Source organism: Vreelandella neptunia, assembly GCF_000712975.1.
Classification (GTDB): domain Bacteria; phylum Pseudomonadota; class Gammaproteobacteria; order Pseudomonadales; family Halomonadaceae; genus Vreelandella; species Vreelandella qaidamensis.
In genome coordinates this window covers 83,016-101,610 of record NZ_JHQL01000003.1, presented here as the reverse complement: position 1 = coordinate 101,610, position 18,595 = coordinate 83,016, and the positions used below count along the sequence as shown (strand labels likewise).

The 18,595-nt window shown below is 49.8% G+C and carries 14 protein-coding genes; all 14 read right to left on the bottom strand.

What is annotated here, in order from left to right:
• The 14 genes from CR46_RS0108615 to CR46_RS0108550 all read right to left on the bottom strand — a co-directional run bounded on the left by CR46_RS0108615 (position 1) and on the right by CR46_RS0108550 (position 18,548).
• On the bottom strand, positions 1-3,327 hold the full coding sequence (locus CR46_RS0108615) for a glycosyltransferase (protein WP_030071923.1): 3,327 nt from the start codon (positions 3,325-3,327) through the stop codon (positions 1-3).
• A gap of 88 nt (positions 3,328-3,415) precedes the next feature.
• Entirely contained in the window at positions 3,416-4,696 is a 1,281-nt protein-coding gene (gene wecC, locus CR46_RS0108610) for a UDP-N-acetyl-D-mannosamine dehydrogenase (RefSeq protein WP_030071922.1), read from the bottom strand.
• A 138-nt stretch (positions 4,697-4,834) separates the two neighbouring features.
• The gene (gene wecB, locus CR46_RS0108605) at positions 4,835-5,953 is read right to left on the bottom strand and encodes a non-hydrolyzing UDP-N-acetylglucosamine 2-epimerase (RefSeq protein WP_030071919.1); all 1,119 of its coding nucleotides are present in this window, start codon (positions 5,951-5,953) and stop codon (positions 4,835-4,837) included.
• Positions 5,954-5,971: 18 nt separating this feature from the next.
• Complete coding sequence (locus tag CR46_RS0108600; RefSeq protein WP_030071917.1) at positions 5,972-6,265, bottom strand: hypothetical protein; 294 nt, start codon at positions 6,263-6,265, stop codon at positions 5,972-5,974.
• 36 nt (positions 6,266-6,301) lie between these two features.
• Complete coding sequence (locus CR46_RS0108595; protein WP_030071915.1) at positions 6,302-7,321, bottom strand: hypothetical protein; 1,020 nt, start codon at positions 7,319-7,321, stop codon at positions 6,302-6,304.
• Positions 7,322-7,390: 69 nt separating this feature from the next.
• Complete coding sequence (locus tag CR46_RS0108590; protein ID WP_030071913.1) at positions 7,391-9,640, bottom strand: coiled-coil domain-containing protein; 2,250 nt, start codon at positions 9,638-9,640, stop codon at positions 7,391-7,393.
• A 41-nt stretch (positions 9,641-9,681) separates the two neighbouring features.
• On the bottom strand, positions 9,682-10,230 hold the full coding sequence (gene rfbC, locus CR46_RS0108585; RefSeq protein ID WP_030071911.1) for a dTDP-4-dehydrorhamnose 3,5-epimerase: 549 nt from the start codon (positions 10,228-10,230) through the stop codon (positions 9,682-9,684).
• A 196-nt stretch (positions 10,231-10,426) separates the two neighbouring features.
• Entirely contained in the window at positions 10,427-11,317 is an 891-nt protein-coding gene (gene rfbA, locus CR46_RS0108580) for a glucose-1-phosphate thymidylyltransferase RfbA (RefSeq protein ID WP_030071909.1), read from the bottom strand.
• A 241-nt stretch (positions 11,318-11,558) separates the two neighbouring features.
• On the bottom strand, positions 11,559-12,452 hold the full coding sequence (rfbD, locus tag CR46_RS0108575; RefSeq protein WP_030071907.1) for a dTDP-4-dehydrorhamnose reductase: 894 nt from the start codon (positions 12,450-12,452) through the stop codon (positions 11,559-11,561).
• A gap of 152 nt (positions 12,453-12,604) precedes the next feature.
• Positions 12,605-13,669, bottom strand: a complete 1,065-nt coding sequence (rfbB, locus tag CR46_RS0108570; RefSeq protein WP_030071904.1) for a dTDP-glucose 4,6-dehydratase — start codon at positions 13,667-13,669, stop codon at positions 12,605-12,607.
• 69 nt (positions 13,670-13,738) lie between these two features.
• Complete coding sequence (locus tag CR46_RS0108565; RefSeq protein WP_030071902.1) at positions 13,739-14,620, bottom strand: ABC transporter ATP-binding protein; 882 nt, start codon at positions 14,618-14,620, stop codon at positions 13,739-13,741.
• Positions 14,621-14,831: 211 nt separating this feature from the next.
• Complete coding sequence (locus CR46_RS0108560; protein WP_030071899.1) at positions 14,832-16,241, bottom strand: MBL fold metallo-hydrolase RNA specificity domain-containing protein; 1,410 nt, start codon at positions 16,239-16,241, stop codon at positions 14,832-14,834.
• Positions 16,242-16,637: 396 nt separating this feature from the next.
• The gene (locus CR46_RS0108555; protein WP_030071897.1) at positions 16,638-17,735 is read right to left on the bottom strand and encodes a KpsE/RkpR family capsule polysaccharide export protein; all 1,098 of its coding nucleotides are present in this window, start codon (positions 17,733-17,735) and stop codon (positions 16,638-16,640) included.
• Positions 17,736-17,738: 3 nt separating this feature from the next.
• A complete protein-coding gene (locus CR46_RS0108550; protein ID WP_030071895.1) occupies positions 17,739-18,548 on the bottom strand; it encodes an ABC transporter permease in 810 nt (269 codons plus the stop codon).
• Between the last annotated feature and the right edge of the window lie 47 nt (positions 18,549-18,595).

The following is an 18,595-nucleotide window of genomic DNA, read 5'->3' as shown; positions in this document are numbered from 1 at the left end:
TCACACCCAATATGCGGTAAAAGATTGCTTTTGAGCTTGGTGCTTCAACCAGTCAGTAAACTGACTAGCACTACCCATCACGACGGCATCGGCACCAGCTGGTTCCTTAATATACCGCTGACCAGACCGCTGCTTTAGCGCCACCAAGTGTTCTGTCATGTACTGCAGGTGAAGTGCCCCCTCCTTGATCCGCTCAGCATCAGCGTTCATGCCAGGGCGCAGCGCCACAAAGTGCGAAGTCTCCACTGGGCGATAACGATCGACCATTGCGTATCTCTCAGCATGCAGCGCCGAGGTCACGGAAACACCATAACGATTAAACTCTTGGTATAACTTAGCGACGTCCAGAGGCTCCATGCTTATATCGGCCACCAGTAGCAATCTCGACCCTGAAAACTGCATGCCATACTGCTGATACCATGAAATGGCTGCTAACGCTTCTTCTCTTTTCTTGACAATATAGATAAAAGTCAGGGCTGTATCACTTTCTACGAATGGCAGCCCAATAGTCTTCAAAATACTGCGCCAGCGCTGTTTGTAGGTATGCTTTTCCAGCACTTCATGCAGCGCCTTGTGGCGTAAGCTGTCCACCTCATTAGAGGTAAGGGATTTGATGCGTTTCGGGTCGCGATCCGGGAACACAACCAAGTCCCCAAACATCTCATCCACACCCTTAGAGTAATTTGAAACGACCAATGTATTACTCGACATAAGCTCAAAGACCCGCCTAGCAAACATCGTAGGAGATTTAGTTACGGTATTGAAATTCAGCCCGAATTTGCTGGACTTATACACACCAGGCATTTCATGATGAGGCTTAGACGGGTTCAAGAATTTCTTGTACTTTTCTGGCCAGCTATGAAGCGGATCGTCGTCATCATAAAAACGATCATAGAGGTCTAGTTTAAATCCACCCTCTACCAATCCGTCTAAAATCGACTCCATGACCTTGCTTCTATTCTCATGATTAGCATACCAACTGCCCGCGAACACAGCGTGGTCACTACGAACACCCTCTTCTACTGGGTTAAAAAGCCGCGGATTTGTTGCAAAAGGTAGTGCAAAAACATTCTTTATCCCATGCACTCTTTTGTAGCTCTCGACGCACTCGCCTGCTGTTGTAAACACGTAGTCAAAGTTCTTTGCCGTATCCACAAAATTATGAACAAGGTCATGATGGTGTGTCGGGTCTTCTTTATTCCAGAAAACAGTTGGAATGCCTGCTTTCTTACAGTAATCAAGAATTTCAAAAAGATCTTTCCGATTTTCGTTTCTAAAGTTTTCGCTCGTATAAACTCTTCCTTTCCATGGCCGCCTTGCTGAGTCGACACCAGACCACGCTGACTCACAAAAGAATACATCGGGGTTCTTATCCTGAAAAACATCTAACCAGTTACCTGGCTCTATTGGTAGCGCCTCAAATTCTTGACAAAAGCTGTTGTAAGTAAACTCGTCCGCGATGATTGCCACTTTGAAATCAGATGGCTTCTTCAGATCACTAACAAGCTTTTTTTCAGAGGAAGGGCTAAACTTAATTGCCTTAACCTCTAGGTCAGAAACCTCAACTTTAGTATTTCCTTTACAGTGGAACAGTACCGCCCCAAGCCTTACGTAGCTCACAGCACTTGATGCTTCCAAATAGGCGATTTGGGCCTTTTTCCCTTCCGTGTGTTGGAGGTACATGAAACTCCCTCCAAACACCTCCGACTGTGGTAGCGCTATCTCATCCGGCGAGATCTTTTTGCCGTCTTTATCGAAGAGTTCCACCAACAGCACACCGGCCTTGTCTCCGCCGTTCTTGATGCTGACATTGCCCAGAATACGAATGACGTTATCGCCATTTAGATCAAACCGCTGCCAAGTGACCTCTCGTGTCAGCTTAATGGCTGGCTTATGGGTGGGCTTGGTCTGGGCTTTGGCTTTCGGCTCCACGGCCGCCTTCTTCACGGGCGTGGCAGTAGCGGCCTTGGTCGGGGCTTGTGTTTCCGCTTGCGGCTTGGTCGGCTCGGTCGGCTTGGCTTGCGCTTCAACCGCCACCTTCTGTACCTGGGCACTCCCCTCTCCCTTCAGCGTCCGCACCATAGGCTCGGTATACGCGGAAAACAGCAGCTCGGTACTCGGTTTCGGCGCCGGCTGCTTCAGTGACCCCTGAAGGGCTGTGGCCAAGCTTGCGGCACTCCCAGCCTCAAAGCTCACTACGCCTTCGTATTTATCAGCATACTCGGCCAACGGTGCCACGTCAGATACCACTAGACGCTTACCATGGGCCAGGGCCTCGGCGGCCTTCATAGGCGGCACAAGCTTGCATACCGCTAGGGGCTTACGGGGTATTACTACGCTATCAATCAGGGCGTAATATTCTGCCACTTGATCGTGGGGTACGCGACCTACTTGAATTAGCCATCGCGTTTGTTCTGCTTTTCCTACTTGTTCATTACTATCTTGTTCATTACTGTCGCTTACTGCGGTAGTAATAGGCTGATCATCACCTACTAACAGTAGTTTTAGTTTTTCTCCTGCTGCGACTAGCTGGGTACAGGCATCGAGTAGCACCTCTAACCCTTCATAGGCGCTAAAGCTGCCAATATAGCCGATGACTTTTTCGTCATCTGTAATTCCCAGTTTTTTCTTAAGTGCTGGGTTTACTGGCTTAATATTCGGCAGTTGGCTGACGCCATTAGGCACTAGAGCGATGTTGCTCGCTTTAACACCGCGCTTCACTAGCTCATCTTTCATGGGCTTGCTAAGCGTGAATACGGTTTGCGCCCGTTTAGCAACGAACGCATCCCGTTCAGCTTCTAGCTTAAAGGCAGCGGTATTTTTATACTCCGCTTCGCGGGCCGCCCGTGAAAGCTCCCAGAAGCCACGCACTTCATTGTAAAAGGGTAGCCCCAAGTGCTTCGCAGCAATCCAAGCGGGTAGCCCTACCGCATGGTTAGAAGCCGCTAGTACCGCGCTTGGGCGGTATACTTTAAAGAGTTCAACGTACTTTTTTACGTTCGCTTCTAGGCGCTCTTTATTACCTACTGGTGCTTTATCGTTTTGCCAGCGGGTATGAATATAACGTACGCCTTCAATGGTGGATTCTGGCGCCACCTTATTCTTGGCATGTAACTCCCATGGCCTGCCAGGGCGCACAAAACATAGCGTTTCAAACCCATGCTGGTTAAGTGCTTGGGCTATTCCTTGAGTTCTAATCGCATACCCATTGCTGGCGTAGGTTTGGCCGTGGCTAACTACGTAGGCAATTCTTCCCTGTATAGGCGCATTAATCGGGTACGCTGGTTTTTCCGCTAATGTAGAAGCGTATGAGAGCAGCTCGTCCATGGGTGTCCGTTGGTGAATAGTGAATGATGAGGAATAAACGCCCTTCGGGCTAGCGAGGGGTTTGACTCGACCCTCGCGCGCAAAACGCTTAACCTAGCAGGCCGACAGCATCGATAACGCTGGCTTTTTCGCGTACTTTCTCAACGTTTTGGATAAACGGTTTATGGTTCACTAAGACACACACTACATCTGCTTGGGTAAGGGCTTCTTCTAACGTTACAAGCGTTACGTTAGGCTGTTGAAGCGTTTTTGGCAGTGTTTGAATATTGGGCTCTACCACTTGCAAATGGCAGCCAAGCGTTGCAACTTGCTCTGCAATGCCTAATGCGGGGCTCTCGCGCAGGTCATCAATATCGGGCTTGAAGGCAACACCAAGACAGGCCACGGTTAAATCACTGCGTTTGGCATCAGGGTGTTGCTGATGGTAGACCTCTAATGCCTCTTTTACCCGGCCTAATACCCAGAGGGGCTTGGCATCGTTAACTTCACGGGCGGCACGCACAATTTTGGCTTGCTCTGGGCAGGCATCCACAATAAACCAGGGGTCTACCGCAATGCAGTGGCCGCCTACGCCAGCGCCAGGGGTCAAAATATTGACACGCGGGTGGCGGTTAGCTAGGGCAATCAGTTCCCACACGTTAATATCTAGCTCATGACAGATGGTGGAAAGCTCATTGGCAAAGGCGATATTGACATCGCGGAAGCTGTTTTCAGTGAGCTTGGCCATTTCTGCCGTGCGGGCGGTAGTGGCAACACACTCCCCTTCCACTACAATTTGGTAAAGCGCACAGGCCGCTTCGGCACACTTCGGCGTCATCCCGCCAATCACCCGGTCGTTTTCTACCAATTCACGAATCACATGGCCAGGCAACACACGCTCTGGGCAGTGGGCAATACGAATATCCGATGCTTCACCGTGGGTTTGCGGGAAAGTGAGATCGGGCCGCGCTTCGGCTAGCCACACGGCCATTTGTTCTGTTGCGCCGATAGGACTGGTCGATTCCAGCACCACCAAGTTACCCGCTTTCAGTACCGGGGCAATGGATTTCGCAGCCGCTTCTATATAGCTGAGATCCGCTTTGTGATTTTGGCCGTTTTCATCGGTGTGGAACGGTGTTGGTACTGCCACCATAAAGGCATCCGCTGGTTCAGGCGTGGTGGTTGCACGCAGGTAACCTCCGGTAACAGCCGCATGCACGACCATGTCTAGCTCTGGTTCTACAATATGGATGTCGCCGTTATTGATGGTGTCGACGGCATGTTGGTTAACATCCACACCAATTACTTTTTTCTTACGTGAAGCGAAAACCGCAGCGGTAGGCAAGCCAATATAGCCCAAACCAATCATAGAGATAGTGTCGAATTGCATGTTTCATTCCTTGATAAAATTTATTAGCCACGGACGACACGGACAAAACCATAAATACTTTTTAGCTTTTAAGTTCTTAGGTTGCTTTTGACCTTGTCCGTGTTTTCCGTGAGCGTCTGTGGCAAAAAAGTTGTCAGCTTATGAGCTTGCTAGCACGTCGCGGATGCGTTGACAGGCTTTGCCGTCGCCGTAGGGGTTGTGGGCGTAACTCATGGCGTTGTAGGCCTGCTCATCGGTCAACAAGGCTTTCAGCGCACTGGTTATTGTTGTTGCGTCAGTGCCTACTAGTTTGACGGTGCCTGCTTCTACGGCTTCTGGGCGTTCCGTGGTGTCACGCATTACCAATACGGGCTTACCTAATGACGGTGCTTCTTCTTGAATACCGCCGGAATCAGTCAAAATGATATGCGCTTGGTTCATTAGGTAAACAAAGGGCAGATAGTCTTGTGGCTCAATAAGGTGAACGTTTTCAACATCTGCCAACAAGCGGTTAACCGGCTCGCGTACATTCGGGTTAAGGTGCACGGGGTAAAGAATTTGTGTTTCTGGGAAGGCTTTGGCGGTATCTGCTAAAGCTTGGCAGATCCGCTCGAAGCCACCGCCAAAGCTTTCCCGGCGATGGCCGGTAACTAATATCAACTTCTTGTTGGCATCTAGCATTGGAAAACGTTTTGCTTGTTCTTCTGCAAGCGCTGGATTAGCTTCCAGTTTTTCAACTACATCTAACAGTGCATCAATTACCGTGTTGCCAGTCACGTGGATATCGGCTGGGCCTACGCCTTCATTAAGTAAATTTTGCCGTGAAGTAGACGTAGGAGCAAAATGCACGGCGGCCAGAGCTCCAGTTAACTTACGGTTACCCTCTTCAGGCCAAGGGGAGTACAAATTACCGGTGCGCAGGCCTGCTTCTACGTGGCCAACCGGGATTTGCTGATAATAGCAGGCAAGGGTGGTGGCAAAGGTGGTAGCCGTATCACCGTGAACCAGCACTATGTCTGGTTTGAAGTCTTCCAGTACGGGTTTCAGCCCCTGAAGTATCCCGCAGGTGACATCGTTGAGGTCCTGACCAGGCTTCATGATATTAAGGTCGTAATCGGGCGTTAGCTCGAAAAGATCCAAGACTTGATCCAACATCTCACGGTGCTGGGCAGTCACACAAACCTTGGCTTCAAAGCGCTTGTCTGCTGCAAGCTGTAACGCCAACGGCGCCATTTTAATGGCTTCAGGGCGTGTACCAAATACCGTTAAAACTTTCATAACTTCCCTTTTCCTTGCCTATTGTGCGACGTTTTCGAGCAACTGGTATTCGAGTTCTTGGCAGCGCTGGTAGTAATGCTCTAGCAAATGCTGTGTTTCACTTAGCTGACGCGATTCTGCTGGCGAGCCTGGCAGCACTGGTTCTTTAGTGCTGCTGGTTTTTAGGCGTTGTTCGCAAAGCATAATATTAGTTTTAAAAAGCGCACTACCGTAGGTTGCGGCTGCTTTTTGGTAGAACGTAAGCGCTTCACGATAATTACCTTCGCGGTAGTGTTTTGAGGCGCTAGCGACAATGCTGGTGGTCACATCCATGGTGGCTATGTCTCGATCGCTAATAGTTAGTAGTCATTACTTGTCTTGTGTGCGGCGGGTTATATGCTGCCCCAGCGCATTAACGGTCTTTTTAAGGTACGCTTGATGTTCTTCAAATTTATTATCTAATGCTTGATGTAAAGCAGTCACTGAAGCTGCTATCGCCTGCTGCTTTTCAAACGTTGCTTGCAACGCTTCTACTTCAGCTTGTTGCTCTGTTAGCTGCTGCTGTAGCTTCTTATTTTGTTGTTGCAATTGTTCATACTTAACCTGTTGTTGACGCAGCTGCTCTTCGCTATCTTTCAAATGTTTTTGATAGTCAGCCTGTTGCTGTTCATGCTTTTTAGATTGCTCTATCTGCTCTTTTTCTTGCTGGGCCTGCTGTTTTTCTGATTCTTGCTGGGCTGTTTTTAGCTGTTTTGCTAACTTGGCACTTCGCCTCGCTTCTTCCTTCCAGCGGTAGTAGTAAGCGTGGCGGGTAAGCTGTAACAGGGGTAGGTCTGGGTCTTCTTCATTGCGAGCCTGTAGCTCAAACCCGTGCTGTTCGCACCAGCTGAGGATTTCTGCTACTTCTGGCGTACCTTGATAAAGCGGCACGCTACCTACCCGTAGCCAGAGCTGATTCATTTGCTGATCATGCTGGCTACCGGCTAAGGCTTGTAACGTTGGCCATACAAGCTCTGGCTGCTCCACTACCAGCATATCGACTGCTTGGCTTCCAATCTCTTCTAGTAACCCTGCAACACTTTTTAGTGCTTGCGTGTCACTTTCAATAAGCTCAAGCCCAGGGTAAAGCGTATAAAGACCCGAGGCTGGCTGACTTGCATTAAATTCCGGTAAATTAAACTCGTAATAAGGTAGCTCGCCGCTCGCTTCTGCTAACTTGGCTATTTGCTGTGCTGCGCTGGGAATAGCCGCTTGCACTTCTTGCCACTGCGCTTCTTGTTGGGAAGGTGTGACAAACAGAGCCTTTTCTGTAGAGATACTTCCTAATAACGCTAGCGTTTCTGGCCTAAGGGGGCCGATGTACAGAATATTTGCGTGGGTGCTGGGCATGTGTCGGTCGCTTTTATTTGCTTGAGCCTAAAATTGCGCTGGTGTGACTAACGTTATGGGGCTTATGCATTATTTTTCAGCTGGGGCAGGAAGCTGTTGCTGCGGCCTAGCAGGCAACCGTTCTTCAAACTGGCCATGGCGCACATAGTGAAGTAACGGATTTTGCCCTGATTCTGCAACATCGGGATATTCACTTAGGTAGAAATAGGTGTCGAACTTATCGCTTGGGTTTCGACCCTCAATGGCGCCAAACTTCAGAAAGTGTTCGGCTGGGGCAATTCCTGAGGTTTTTACATCAGGATACTGTTCACAGTACCACTGTGCATCAAAGAAGGGGCTTTCATTAATGGCCGCAATTTGTTGCGGTAACGCACGCTTAAACGGACGGCTATAGCGGTAGGCTGCGGCAGCGTTACGGTGCCCGCTTACCCGCAACCATTGCACTACGCTTTCATATTGGTGGCGCTCTAGCTGATGCTGCTGCTTAAGCACATTAATGGTTTTTTGGCGGGTTTCCGCTTGTTTCTTGTAATGCTCACTGTTCTTACTAGTTTTAACCAGTTGCTCTTGTGTTTCATGTAGCTGACCTACAATCAGCGATTTTTCTGTGTTTTCCTGATCTAACACACGTTGTTGTTGTATAGCTGCTTTTTCTGCTGCCGTAAGCTGCTTTTTAAGGTTTCCTTTGGCTTTTAAGGTGTTTTCTTTTTCTTTGATTTGTTGGCTAAGTGCTTCTTGGAAGGCAGTTAGCTGTTGCTTGAGTTGGTCTTTTTCTTGACCGAGTTGCGTGCGCTCTTTACGTGCGGTTTCCAGCCTTTTTTGTAGCTCTTTTTGCTGCTTTTCAGTCTGTCTTTTGAACTCTACCTGCTGTTTAGCCACTTGCTCCGCTTTTTCGATTAGCTGCTTCTCTTTTTGCTTGGCCGTTTCAGCGGCATTGCGAAGCGCCACTTGGTGCTGTTCGGCAGTGGCTGCTGCGGCTGTTTCTAGCTGGGTGATGCTTTTTTTAAGTTTTTGCGCTTGCTGCTCTTTTTCTTTTACGTCTTTTTGCAGTTGGCCGATGGATTGCTGTTGTTCATCCAGCTGCTCTTCTTGTTTTTTAGTTTTTTTCCTGAGCCAGTTTAGCTTAACTGTTTTTTCATTAAGCTCTTCTTCTTGGCTCTGGTTTTTGAGTAGACTTTCTTCAAGCGCTTCTTGCACTTTCATTAGCTGCTCTAACAGCGCGGCATTTTCTGTTTCAACGCTGTGTGCATGATCTTGAAGGCGGGCTTGCTCTTGTTCTAGCTTTGCGTGCTTTTGTTGATGTTCAAGCGTCCGCTCTTCAAGTGCCTGCTGCACCTTGGTTAACTGCTCTAACAGCGCGGCATTTTCTTTTTCAATGCTGTGGGCATGCTTTTGTAGGCTAGCCTGCTCTTGCCTCAGCTTGGTTACGCTTGCCTGCTCCTTTTCCAAGGCGGTTTGTGCTGCCTCTCTGCCTTGCTGGCTCTCTTTTAGCGCTTTTTCAAGTTTTTCGTTGGTTTTTTCTGTTTCTAGAAGCTGGGCATTTTTTTCCGAAAGGCGCTGGCTAACTTCTTCTACCTGCTGCTGCTTCGCTTTGCTTTTGGCCTTTTCACTACTGTGTTCTTGGTTAAGCTCTGCTAATTGTTGCGTTAATTGGCTGCTGTGTTCTTGTACGTTTGATAGCTCGGTTTTTACAGCTTGTAGCTCTTTTACCTGCGCTTGCTGCTGTTGATGCTCATTACTCAAGTAGTGCAGGCTTTGTTCTACCGCTTGCACTACTGGCATTTGCCAAGAGGAGGCACTTGCACTACTGGCTTTCAGGTAGTTATGAGCTTGCTGAAGCAGGCTATTTTCTTGGACAAGCTGTGTCGCCATTAAGCGATATAGCGGCGCAATATACTCAAGCGTAAGGCTAGCTGCTTCTGGAAGCGCTTCGCTAATAGGCGCTCCTGGCACATAACCATGTAGCGATACTTGGCGACGTTTTGTTTTATATAGCTTGAGAATGAGATCTGCTTGGTGGCTCCATTGCCATAGAGCTTCTTTTGGGCGGCTGGCGTTTTGCAAGTTTGCAGCCAGCCACGCTGCTGGATGCGGCCACGCAATAACGCATTCACGCGTAGTATCTATTTTCAGCCAGTGTTCTAGCGTTGATACGGCGCTTTCATCAAAGGCATCAACCAGCAACGTTTGACTTTCAGCTTCGCTGGGGTGCCCAGTTGCGATATCGCTTAGTGTTAGTTCAGTCGCATTCTGCTCGCGCACGTCGGCATTTGATTCGACCTTGAATTTATCGGTTCCTACGTACACGACTAAGGACATGGTGTGGGCAGCTCCATTCACTTCTTTTGTGTTCATTAATTTTAATTAAAACGAGGGGCGTTTAGCAAACTTACGCCGTGCTGATCTTTGGCTGACAGCACAGGCGGTTGGCTGTTTACCAGGGGCCATTGAATATTAAGTGTGGGGTCGTCCCAACGCAGCGACACTTCATCCCCTGGGGCATAGTAGTTGGTGCATTTATACTGAAACTCAGCTTCTTCACTGGTGACATAAAAACCGTGGGCAAAGCCAGGTGGTACCCATAGCATTTGCTTATTCTGTTCATTCAGGGTTGCCCCCACCCATTGGCCGAAGGTCGGCGAGTTTTGGCGCATATCCACCGCTACATCGAACACTTCCCCTTGGGTGACACGCACTAATTTACCCTGTGGCTGTTGGTGCTGGTAATGCAGGCCGCGCAGGATTCCGTGAGCAGATTTGCTATGGTTGTCCTGCACAAAGGTGTGGTGACCACAGTGGGCTTCGAATTCACTTTGGCGAAACGTTTCCATGAAGAAACCACGCTCATCGCCGAAGACCTGGGGAGTAATTAACACCACATCGGGAATGGCGAGTTTTTCGTATTGCATAGCTAGTAGACCACCTAAATTAGCAGCGTTTTAATTGGCCACGGACACTCACGGAAAACACGGACAAGGTCAAAAACAAAAACCAATAAAGAATTTAAGGCTTTGTCCGTGCCGTCCGTGAGTGTCCGTGGCGAAATAGGTTTCCCGTGAAGGTCCGTGGCGAAATAGGTTTCCCGTGAGGGTCCGTGGCTAGATATTATCGTTTGGCTGCTATCAGGCGCTGTAGGTATTGGCCGTATTGGGTTTTGGCGAGTGGTTTGGCGAGTTCGGTTAGGTGTTCGTCGCTGATCCACTGTTGCTGCCAGGCTATTTCTTCCAAACAGGCGATTTTGAGGCCCTGTCGGTGTTCAATAGTTTGTACGTACTGGCTAGCTTCTAGCAGGCTGTCGTGGGTGCCGGTGTCTAACCAAGCGAAGCCGCGGCCTAGCCGTTCTACACGTAAATCGCCACGCTGCAGGTAGGCGTTATTCACACTGGTGATTTCCAGCTCGCCACGCTCTGAAGGCTTTACGTTTTTGGCGACTTCTACAACATCATTATCGTAGAAATATAGCCCCGTAACGGCGTAAGCAGACTTGGGCTTTTTGGGTTTCTCTTCAATGGAGATAGCGCGACCCTGCTCATCAAATTCAACTACGCCGAAACGCTCAGGGTCTTTCACCAAATAGCCAAATACCGTTGCGCCTGACGTGCGGGAACTGGCGCGTTTTAGCTGATCTGAAAAGTGTTGACCATGGAAAATGTTGTCGCCTAACACCAAGCAAACGGGGCTTTCGCCAATAAACGCTTCACCGATAATAAAGGCTTGTGCCAGACCATCGGGACTTGGCTGTTCGGCATATTGTAGATTAATGCCAAAGTCTTCGCCGCTGCCGAGCAGGTTTTGGTATTGAGGTAGATCTTCAGGTGTGGAGATAATCAGAATATCGCGGATGCCTGCCAGCATGAGCACCGAGATCGGGTAGTAGATCATCGGCTTATCGTAAATTGGCAGTAATTGCTTGGATACACCACGAGTAATGGGGTGTAACCGTGTGCCCGAGCCACCGGCCAGGATAATACCTTTTCTTTGTGAGTTTTGGCTCATAGTGGGCTCTTTCATCGGTTTAGCTAAGGGTTTTCATTTTTAGCCACGGACACTCACGGAAAACACGGACAAAGTCAAAACCAAAAACCCAATAATAAATAAATGGTTTTGTCCGTATCGTCCGTGGCGGGTATTGGGTATTGGCCACGGACACTCACGGAAAACACGGACAAAGTCAAAAGCAACAACTCAATAACAAATAAATGGTTTTGTCCGTGACGTCTGTGGCGAATAACATTTTTTAATTACTGAGATGTTCTTTAAGCGTTAATGCTAGCTGGCTCTGCCAGGGCGGCATGGTGATGCCTAGTGCGCTTTCTAACTTACCCAACGCCATGCGTGAGTTCAGCGGGCGCTGAGCGGGTGCTGGGTACTCTGCCGCGGGGATGCCTGCGGTGCTTTCAGGCGTAATCGTTAGTGCTTCCCCGGCTTTTCGGGCTTGACTGAAAATCTCGCTGGCGAAGCCGTGCCAGCTGGTTTCCCCCCTGGGGGCTAAGTGGTAAATGCCTTGGGGAATGTGAATAGAGAGCCGTGAGCCGTAAACCGTGAAAGACAACGCGGTGATTTGAGCGATTAGGCGCGCGGCCGTAGGCGCGCCTATTTGATCGTTAACGATGCTCAGTGCGTCACGCTCGCAGCCTAGGCGAAGCATGGTTTTCATAAAGTTGCTGCCACGGGCAGCGTAGACCCAGCTAGTGCGAAAAATCAGGTGGCTGGCACCGCTTTCGATAATCCCTTGATCCCCTTCCAACTTGGTTTGGCCGTAAACGCTGAGTGGGCCTGTGGGGCTATCTTCCTGCCAGGGTGTTTCGCCGTTGCCTGGGTAAACGTAATCCGTTGAGTAGTGCACCAGAGGAATGCCGTGCTTGGCTGCATATTTCGCTAGCTGCGCGGGCAATTCAGCGTTTAAGCGCTGTGCCTGCCCTGGTTCACTCTCGGCGTTATCAACCGCTGTGTAGGCCGCCGCGTTGAGTATTAAGCCAGGCTGGTGTTTGGCAAGGTAAGTATCTACTGCGTCGGCGTTGGTTAAATCGAGTTCTTGGCGTGTCGGGGCCAGAATAGTGCCGAACGGGGCAAATTGGCGCTGGAGTTCAAAGCCTACTTGGCCGTTACCGCCGGTGATGAAGATGTTCATAATAAACCCCTTTTTTGCCACGGACACTCACGGAAAACACGGACAAGGTCAAAACCAATCAAAAGGTTTTGTCCGTGCCGTCTGTGAGTGTCCGTGGCTAAATAGGTTTTGTCCGTGCTTGCCGTATCGTCGGTGGCTACTTTTATTACTTCCTACAAACTGCCGAGACGTTGGCCTTGGTAGCTGCCGTCTTGTACGCGTTTCCACCAGGTTTCGTTGGCGAGGTACCACTGCACGGTTTTGCGTAGACCGGTTTCGAAGGTTTCTTCTGGCGTCCAACCGAGTTCTCGTTCAATTTTGCTGGCATCAATAGCGTAGCGTACGTCGTGGCCGGGGCGATCGGTCACGAAGGTTATAAGGTCACGGTACGACTGTTCCTGTGGAACTAGCTCTTGAAGCAGGTCGCACAGTGTTTCAACAACGGTAAGGTTAGCTTTTTCGTTATGCCCGCCGATGTTGTAGGTTTCGCCGATTCCGCCTTCTGTAGCCACTTTGATTAAGGCGCGGGCGTGGTCTTCCACATATAACCAATCGCGGATTTGCTGGCCATTGCCGTATACCGGCAGCGGCTTTCCTGCTAGAGCATTGAGGATCATCAGCGGGATTAGTTTTTCTGGGAAGTGATATGGCCCGTAATTGTTGGAGCAGTTGGTCACCAGTGTGGGCAAGCCGTAGGTGCGCTGCCATGCGCGCACTAGATGATCGGAACTGGCTTTACTGGCCGAGTACGGCGAACTAGGTGCATAAGGCGTGGTTTCTGTAAAGAGGTCGTCGGTGCCTTCCAAATCGCCATACACTTCATCTGTACTAATGTGATGAAAACGAAAGGCCTCTGCTTTTGCTTTATCTTGCTGCTGTAGGGTTTTCCAATACGCGCGGGCGGCTTCTAGCAATACGGCGGTGCCTACCACGTTGGTTTGAATAAACTCGGCGGGCCCGTCGATGGAGCGGTCTACGTGGCTCTCTGCAGCCAGGTGCATCACTACATCGGGCTGGTGCTGTTCAAACAGCTGCTGCATGGCCGGGGCATCGCAAATATCTGCCTGCACAAAGGTGTAGCGCTCGCTGTCTTCCACACTTGTCAGCGATTCAAGATTGCCTGCATAAGTGAGTTTATCGACGTTGACAATACGGTGCCCAGTATTGTGAATTAGCTCACGTATAACGGCAGAGCCAATGAAGCCTGCACCACCGGTAATGAAAAACATTTTACTCATGCTGCAATCTCATATACTCACATAAACCATCTAGTCAGCTATGCACTAACCATCCCACTAATGTCGTCTCTAGCGTTCGCTTTGTCGTAGCTCTAAATTTGCACGCGCTTCTTTAGCTCTGTTGCCAGCTTCTTTTACTGCTTTTTTCGCCTCAGCAATGGCTTCTTTATCGTCTTGTTCTTTGGCATCAGCTAGGGTTTCTTGAGCGGCTTTTAAGTCAGCGTGGCAAACTTGTAGGTATTTTCGCGCCCCTACTACATCGCTCGGCAGTTCGGAGTGACGTTTCTTTTCATCGACATCTGAGTGGTAAGCGGTGATGGCATCATTGATGTCGTCGTACCAGAAGGCGCTACCTTTTTTAAGATAAACCCCTGCCTGACAGAGGTCCTTCAAAATGCCTTCTGAGTGAGAAACCATTATCAAAGACGCTTGACCAGTTTTTGAGGCAAAGAGTTCTTTTGCCTTGGCTTTAAACGCACGATCGCCAACGGCAGTGGCTTCATCGGAAATATAGACATCGAAGTCAAATGCGAGAGAAAGGCCAAACGAGATACGCGACTTCATGCCTGATGAGTAGGTACGAATAGGCTCATCAAAGGCTGGGCCTATTTCTGCAAACTCTTCTACGAACTTGATTACCCGTTTAACTTCATCTGGGCCGCTACCTTGCACACGGGCAACGAATTTTACGTTTTGGCGCCCTGTCATGTTGCCTTGCATCCCGCCGGAAAGCCCTACTGGCCATGAAACGCGGCTATGGCGAATGACTTCTCCACGTTCTGGGGTATCCATTCCGGCAATAAGGCGCAAAAGCGTAGATTTACCTGCTCCGTTTGCACCAATTAAGCCAACACTGACGCCCAGAGGAATAGTGAAATTGACGTCTTTCAGTACCCAATTACTACCATGGTGGTTGTGGTAGCGCTTGTAGAGATTCTTAATTTCGATCATTTGGGATTCGAAGCCGGTGATATTTCTAAAAACGTTTTAACTTGCAGCGTAATTTTGGGCATATCGCGAAAGCGGTGCTGTGCCTATGGGCGGCTGCGCCGCCATTGCGGGTGCCTCGGTTTCGCTCGTTCCTCGCGACCTCGTTACACCGCACTACGTATGCATTGATTTTGTAGCGCGGTGTAAGCGTCAGCGCACCCGCGAGGTGGATTCAATTGATAACTGTCAGCGGCTTGCTTTTACGTGCGTACATTGCATCTAGCTCATCTCTTAGCGCATTTTTTGCAGTTTGATCGCCGTGTACCAAGCGAATGGTGTGGGGCCAGCGACGCATGCGTTTTACGAAATTGAGCAGGTCTTTTTGATCGGCGTGGGCTGAGTAACCGCTGATGGTGGTAACCCCTGCTTTGATGTCGATACGTTGGCCGTCTATTTCTACCCAGCCACCCTGTGGGCCATATTGTTGAATGGCTCGCCCTGGTGTGCCAGCACCTTGGTAGCCAACAAACAGTACTTGGTGGCGTTCATCGCTTAGCATGGCTTTTAGGTAGTTCATAATGCGCCCGCCTGCGCACATACCGCTGGCGGCAATCACGACCGCTGGGCGGCCCGTTTTTGCTAGGTATTGAACCGTTTGTTCGTGGGCCTCGTGACTTTCTACCGTATAGAGATTTTCAAAATTGAGCGGATGGCGGCCACTGCGCAGGCGGCGTTGAGCTTCCTTATCCCAGTAGGGTTTTAACTGGCGGTAAATACGAGTAAAGCGGGCGGCCAAGGGGGAATCGACGATAATTTCTAGCTGTTGCCACTGGCTGTTTTTGCTGCGCTTGGCTTCATAAATAATACCTTCCAGCTCGTAGAGCAGCTCTTGAGTACGGCCGATGCTGAAAGCGGGCACCATCACTGTACCGCCGTTGATGAGCGCTTGTTCTATGGCGTTTTTGAGCGTGACCCGGCGTTTACGGCGGCCTGCATGCTGCCGGTCGCCGTAGGTGCTTTCTAACACTAGCTGATCGCAGCTGTAAGGCGATTTTGGTGCGGGTAGCAAAGGTGCATAGGGTGCCCCGAGATCGCCACTGAAGACAACGCGCTCTTTGCTGCCATTGGCCTGCTGGTGGGCCACTTCAACATAGCTTGAGCCGAGTATGTGCCCTGCCCGCTTCAGCTTGATGCGCGTGGTGATGCCTTGACCGGCTTCTTTACGTTCATCTACCACGGTGTGCCACTTGCCGTAAGGCACGCTGACAATTTGTGATTGAAGCTGCGCTTGGAAGCGCTGGATTAGCTGGGCATTGCGGGTGAAGCCGATTTTTAGGGCGTCTTCAATCACCAGCGGTAGCAGTATGGCCGAAGGGATGGAGCAAAGGATAGGGCCTTTGAACCCTGCTGCTAGTAGATAAGGCAGCCGCCCAACGTGATCGATATGTACGTGGGTAATGACCAGCGCTTTAATGGTGCTGATATCAAATTCAATTTGCAGCTGTTGGAAGCTGTCTTCTCGCGCGTCTTCGCCTTGAAACAGGCCGCAATCTACCAGCAGTGAGTGTTGTGTATTAAGGATAAGCTGGTGGCAGCTGCCGGTAACCCCCGTAGCACCACCATGGTGGATGATATCTAACATCGAAAATTCCTTTTTCGGTGGTGCTGTTGGGGGCTTTGCTGGTGTGGGTACGGTGCCGTTGGGCGGCTTCGCCGCCGTTGCGGGTGCCTAGGTTTCGCTCGTTCCTCGCGACCTCGTTACACCGCACTACGTGTGCATTGACTTTGTAGCGCGTGGTCAGCGAAGTGCACCCATAACCGATTGAATGCACAACTTTTGTAGCGCGGCGTAAGCGTCAGCGCACCCGCGGGTGCAGCGCGAAGCGATGCTGCTTTGGAGCCACCAACCTTACAGGGCGGCTGCGCCGCCGTTGTGGGTGCCTCGGTTCTCGTTCCTCGCGACCTCGTTACACCGCACTACAAGTACAGATACAACCGTTGTTACGTCAGCGCACCCGCGCTACAAAAAACCCACCCTTTAATCTCGATGGTCTTTCACGATCATGATGATCATGCTGAGAATGAAGGCTAGGAAGATGGTGATGATGGCGAAAACGCTGCTGTTATAAAGCCGGTTAGGCTCTGTTGGGTACTCTGGGAATAGCGGGCTTTGCAACACGCTAACTTGTTTGAGTTGGCGAGCGGCTTCTAAGCGGGTGTTTTCTAGTGCAGCTAACGCGCTGGAGTAGGTTTCCTGGGCGAACTGGGCCTGCAATTCCAAGGTTTCATACTCAGCAGAGATACGGTTAAGCGAATTGCCCGCCGCTTGTGCTAGGCGGTCGCGCTGTTCAACAATTTGGTCGCGCAGCGCTTCGATGCTGCGCTCTACTTGGCGGAGTTCTGAAGATTGCGAGCTCTGGAAACTTGCTAATGCGTTACGCTGGGCCTGGAGACGGGCTAAGTCACCTTCAAGCGTAGCGACTACTTGATTAATGCTTTCTACCGTTGATGTTGGCGATACTAAGCCGTATTCATTTTGGAAATCGAGTAGTTCAGAACGCGTATCGCGAAAGCGCTCTTCCAGACGCACCATTTGCTGCTCTAAAAAACGGACCTGTTCTTCTGCTAGCCGATGGCCCATTGCATTCATATGGTCTTCACCCGCTTCTAGAAGCAGTGCAGCCATATCGTGGGCAAACTCCGGCGTATAACCTTGAACATAGATATTAAGTACGCCTGCATATTCGTCTAGTTCGACGTTTACCCGGCGTAGGTAGTATTTGTGCAGGTCTTCAATAGGGACATTAGGATCACGCAACTTGGCAAAGATATCACCATGCTCATTGTAATGCTGACGAATGCCTAACTGCTCATCTAGTACCCGCAACATATCGACAGATAACAGATGCTCTCGTAGTAGCAATAAATCTGCGGTATTGCCCGCACCACTGCCTAATAGCGAAGCAAAGCTTAAATCTGGCGCGGCCACTTGAGGGCTTTCTAATACCACCGTAGCCCGGGATACATAGCGCTCTTCCGCCCATACAAACCAATAAAAACTGACAAGTGCGATTGCAATAAAGGCGACTGCCCACTGCGGTGATTTTTTAATAAACCGAGCTATTGAACCTTGCATGAATTATTTTGCCTTTAACCGATTAACAAAGCGCAGGTGCATTAATAGCCCTAGCGTTATTAAGGTGAAAGTGAACAGCCACAGATAAAGCATACTAGTGCCGTTAACTACTTTGTAATTTTCAAAAAAACCTAAGCGAAGTGTTTCCAACCCGTGAGGAATTGGGTTGAGCATTAGATATTCAAGCAACCAGTGAGGCAAACTATTTAGCGGCATTATTACCCCAGATAGAATCATCAGCGGTAAGGAAAGCATACTAACAACCTTACCTACTTCAGGTACCATAGTAGCTGCTACAGAAGTTACTAGGCCTAACCCTAATCCGAGACACCACAGTGATGCCCATGCTGCTAGTGCGCGCACTGCATTGTCTGGGTACATATCTAACCCCAGCATTAAGCCACCGGCAATAAAAATAAGAAAGACAAAGCTGCGTAGCGCACCTTCCAAAAAAATACGTACTAACACAGGGTCAACAGGCTGTACTTGACGGTAAGCAAATAAAGCTCTGTTAGCATCAATAGCACCCATCCCACGCATCATCCCTTCACGTACAAGCATAAAGCCCATCAGGCCCATAATAAGCCAAGGTATAAAGTCAGCATTAGCAACAAGTCGATCGCCACGAATGAAACCTCTAATCGCAATCATGATACCTACGAAGGCGACAGGTTCGAAGACCATCCAGAACCAGCCCATTCGGTCTCCCATTGTTCGCGAGAGCGCTTCCCTTACGAACATGGCATACCAAACACTGCGGGTAACTTGCCAAGGCGTGCGGGCACCCTTCGGTGCGCCTTTTACATTTGCCATAGCTCTACTTTTTTAATGTGGAATAAGTTAAGTGGCGGTTAATACTT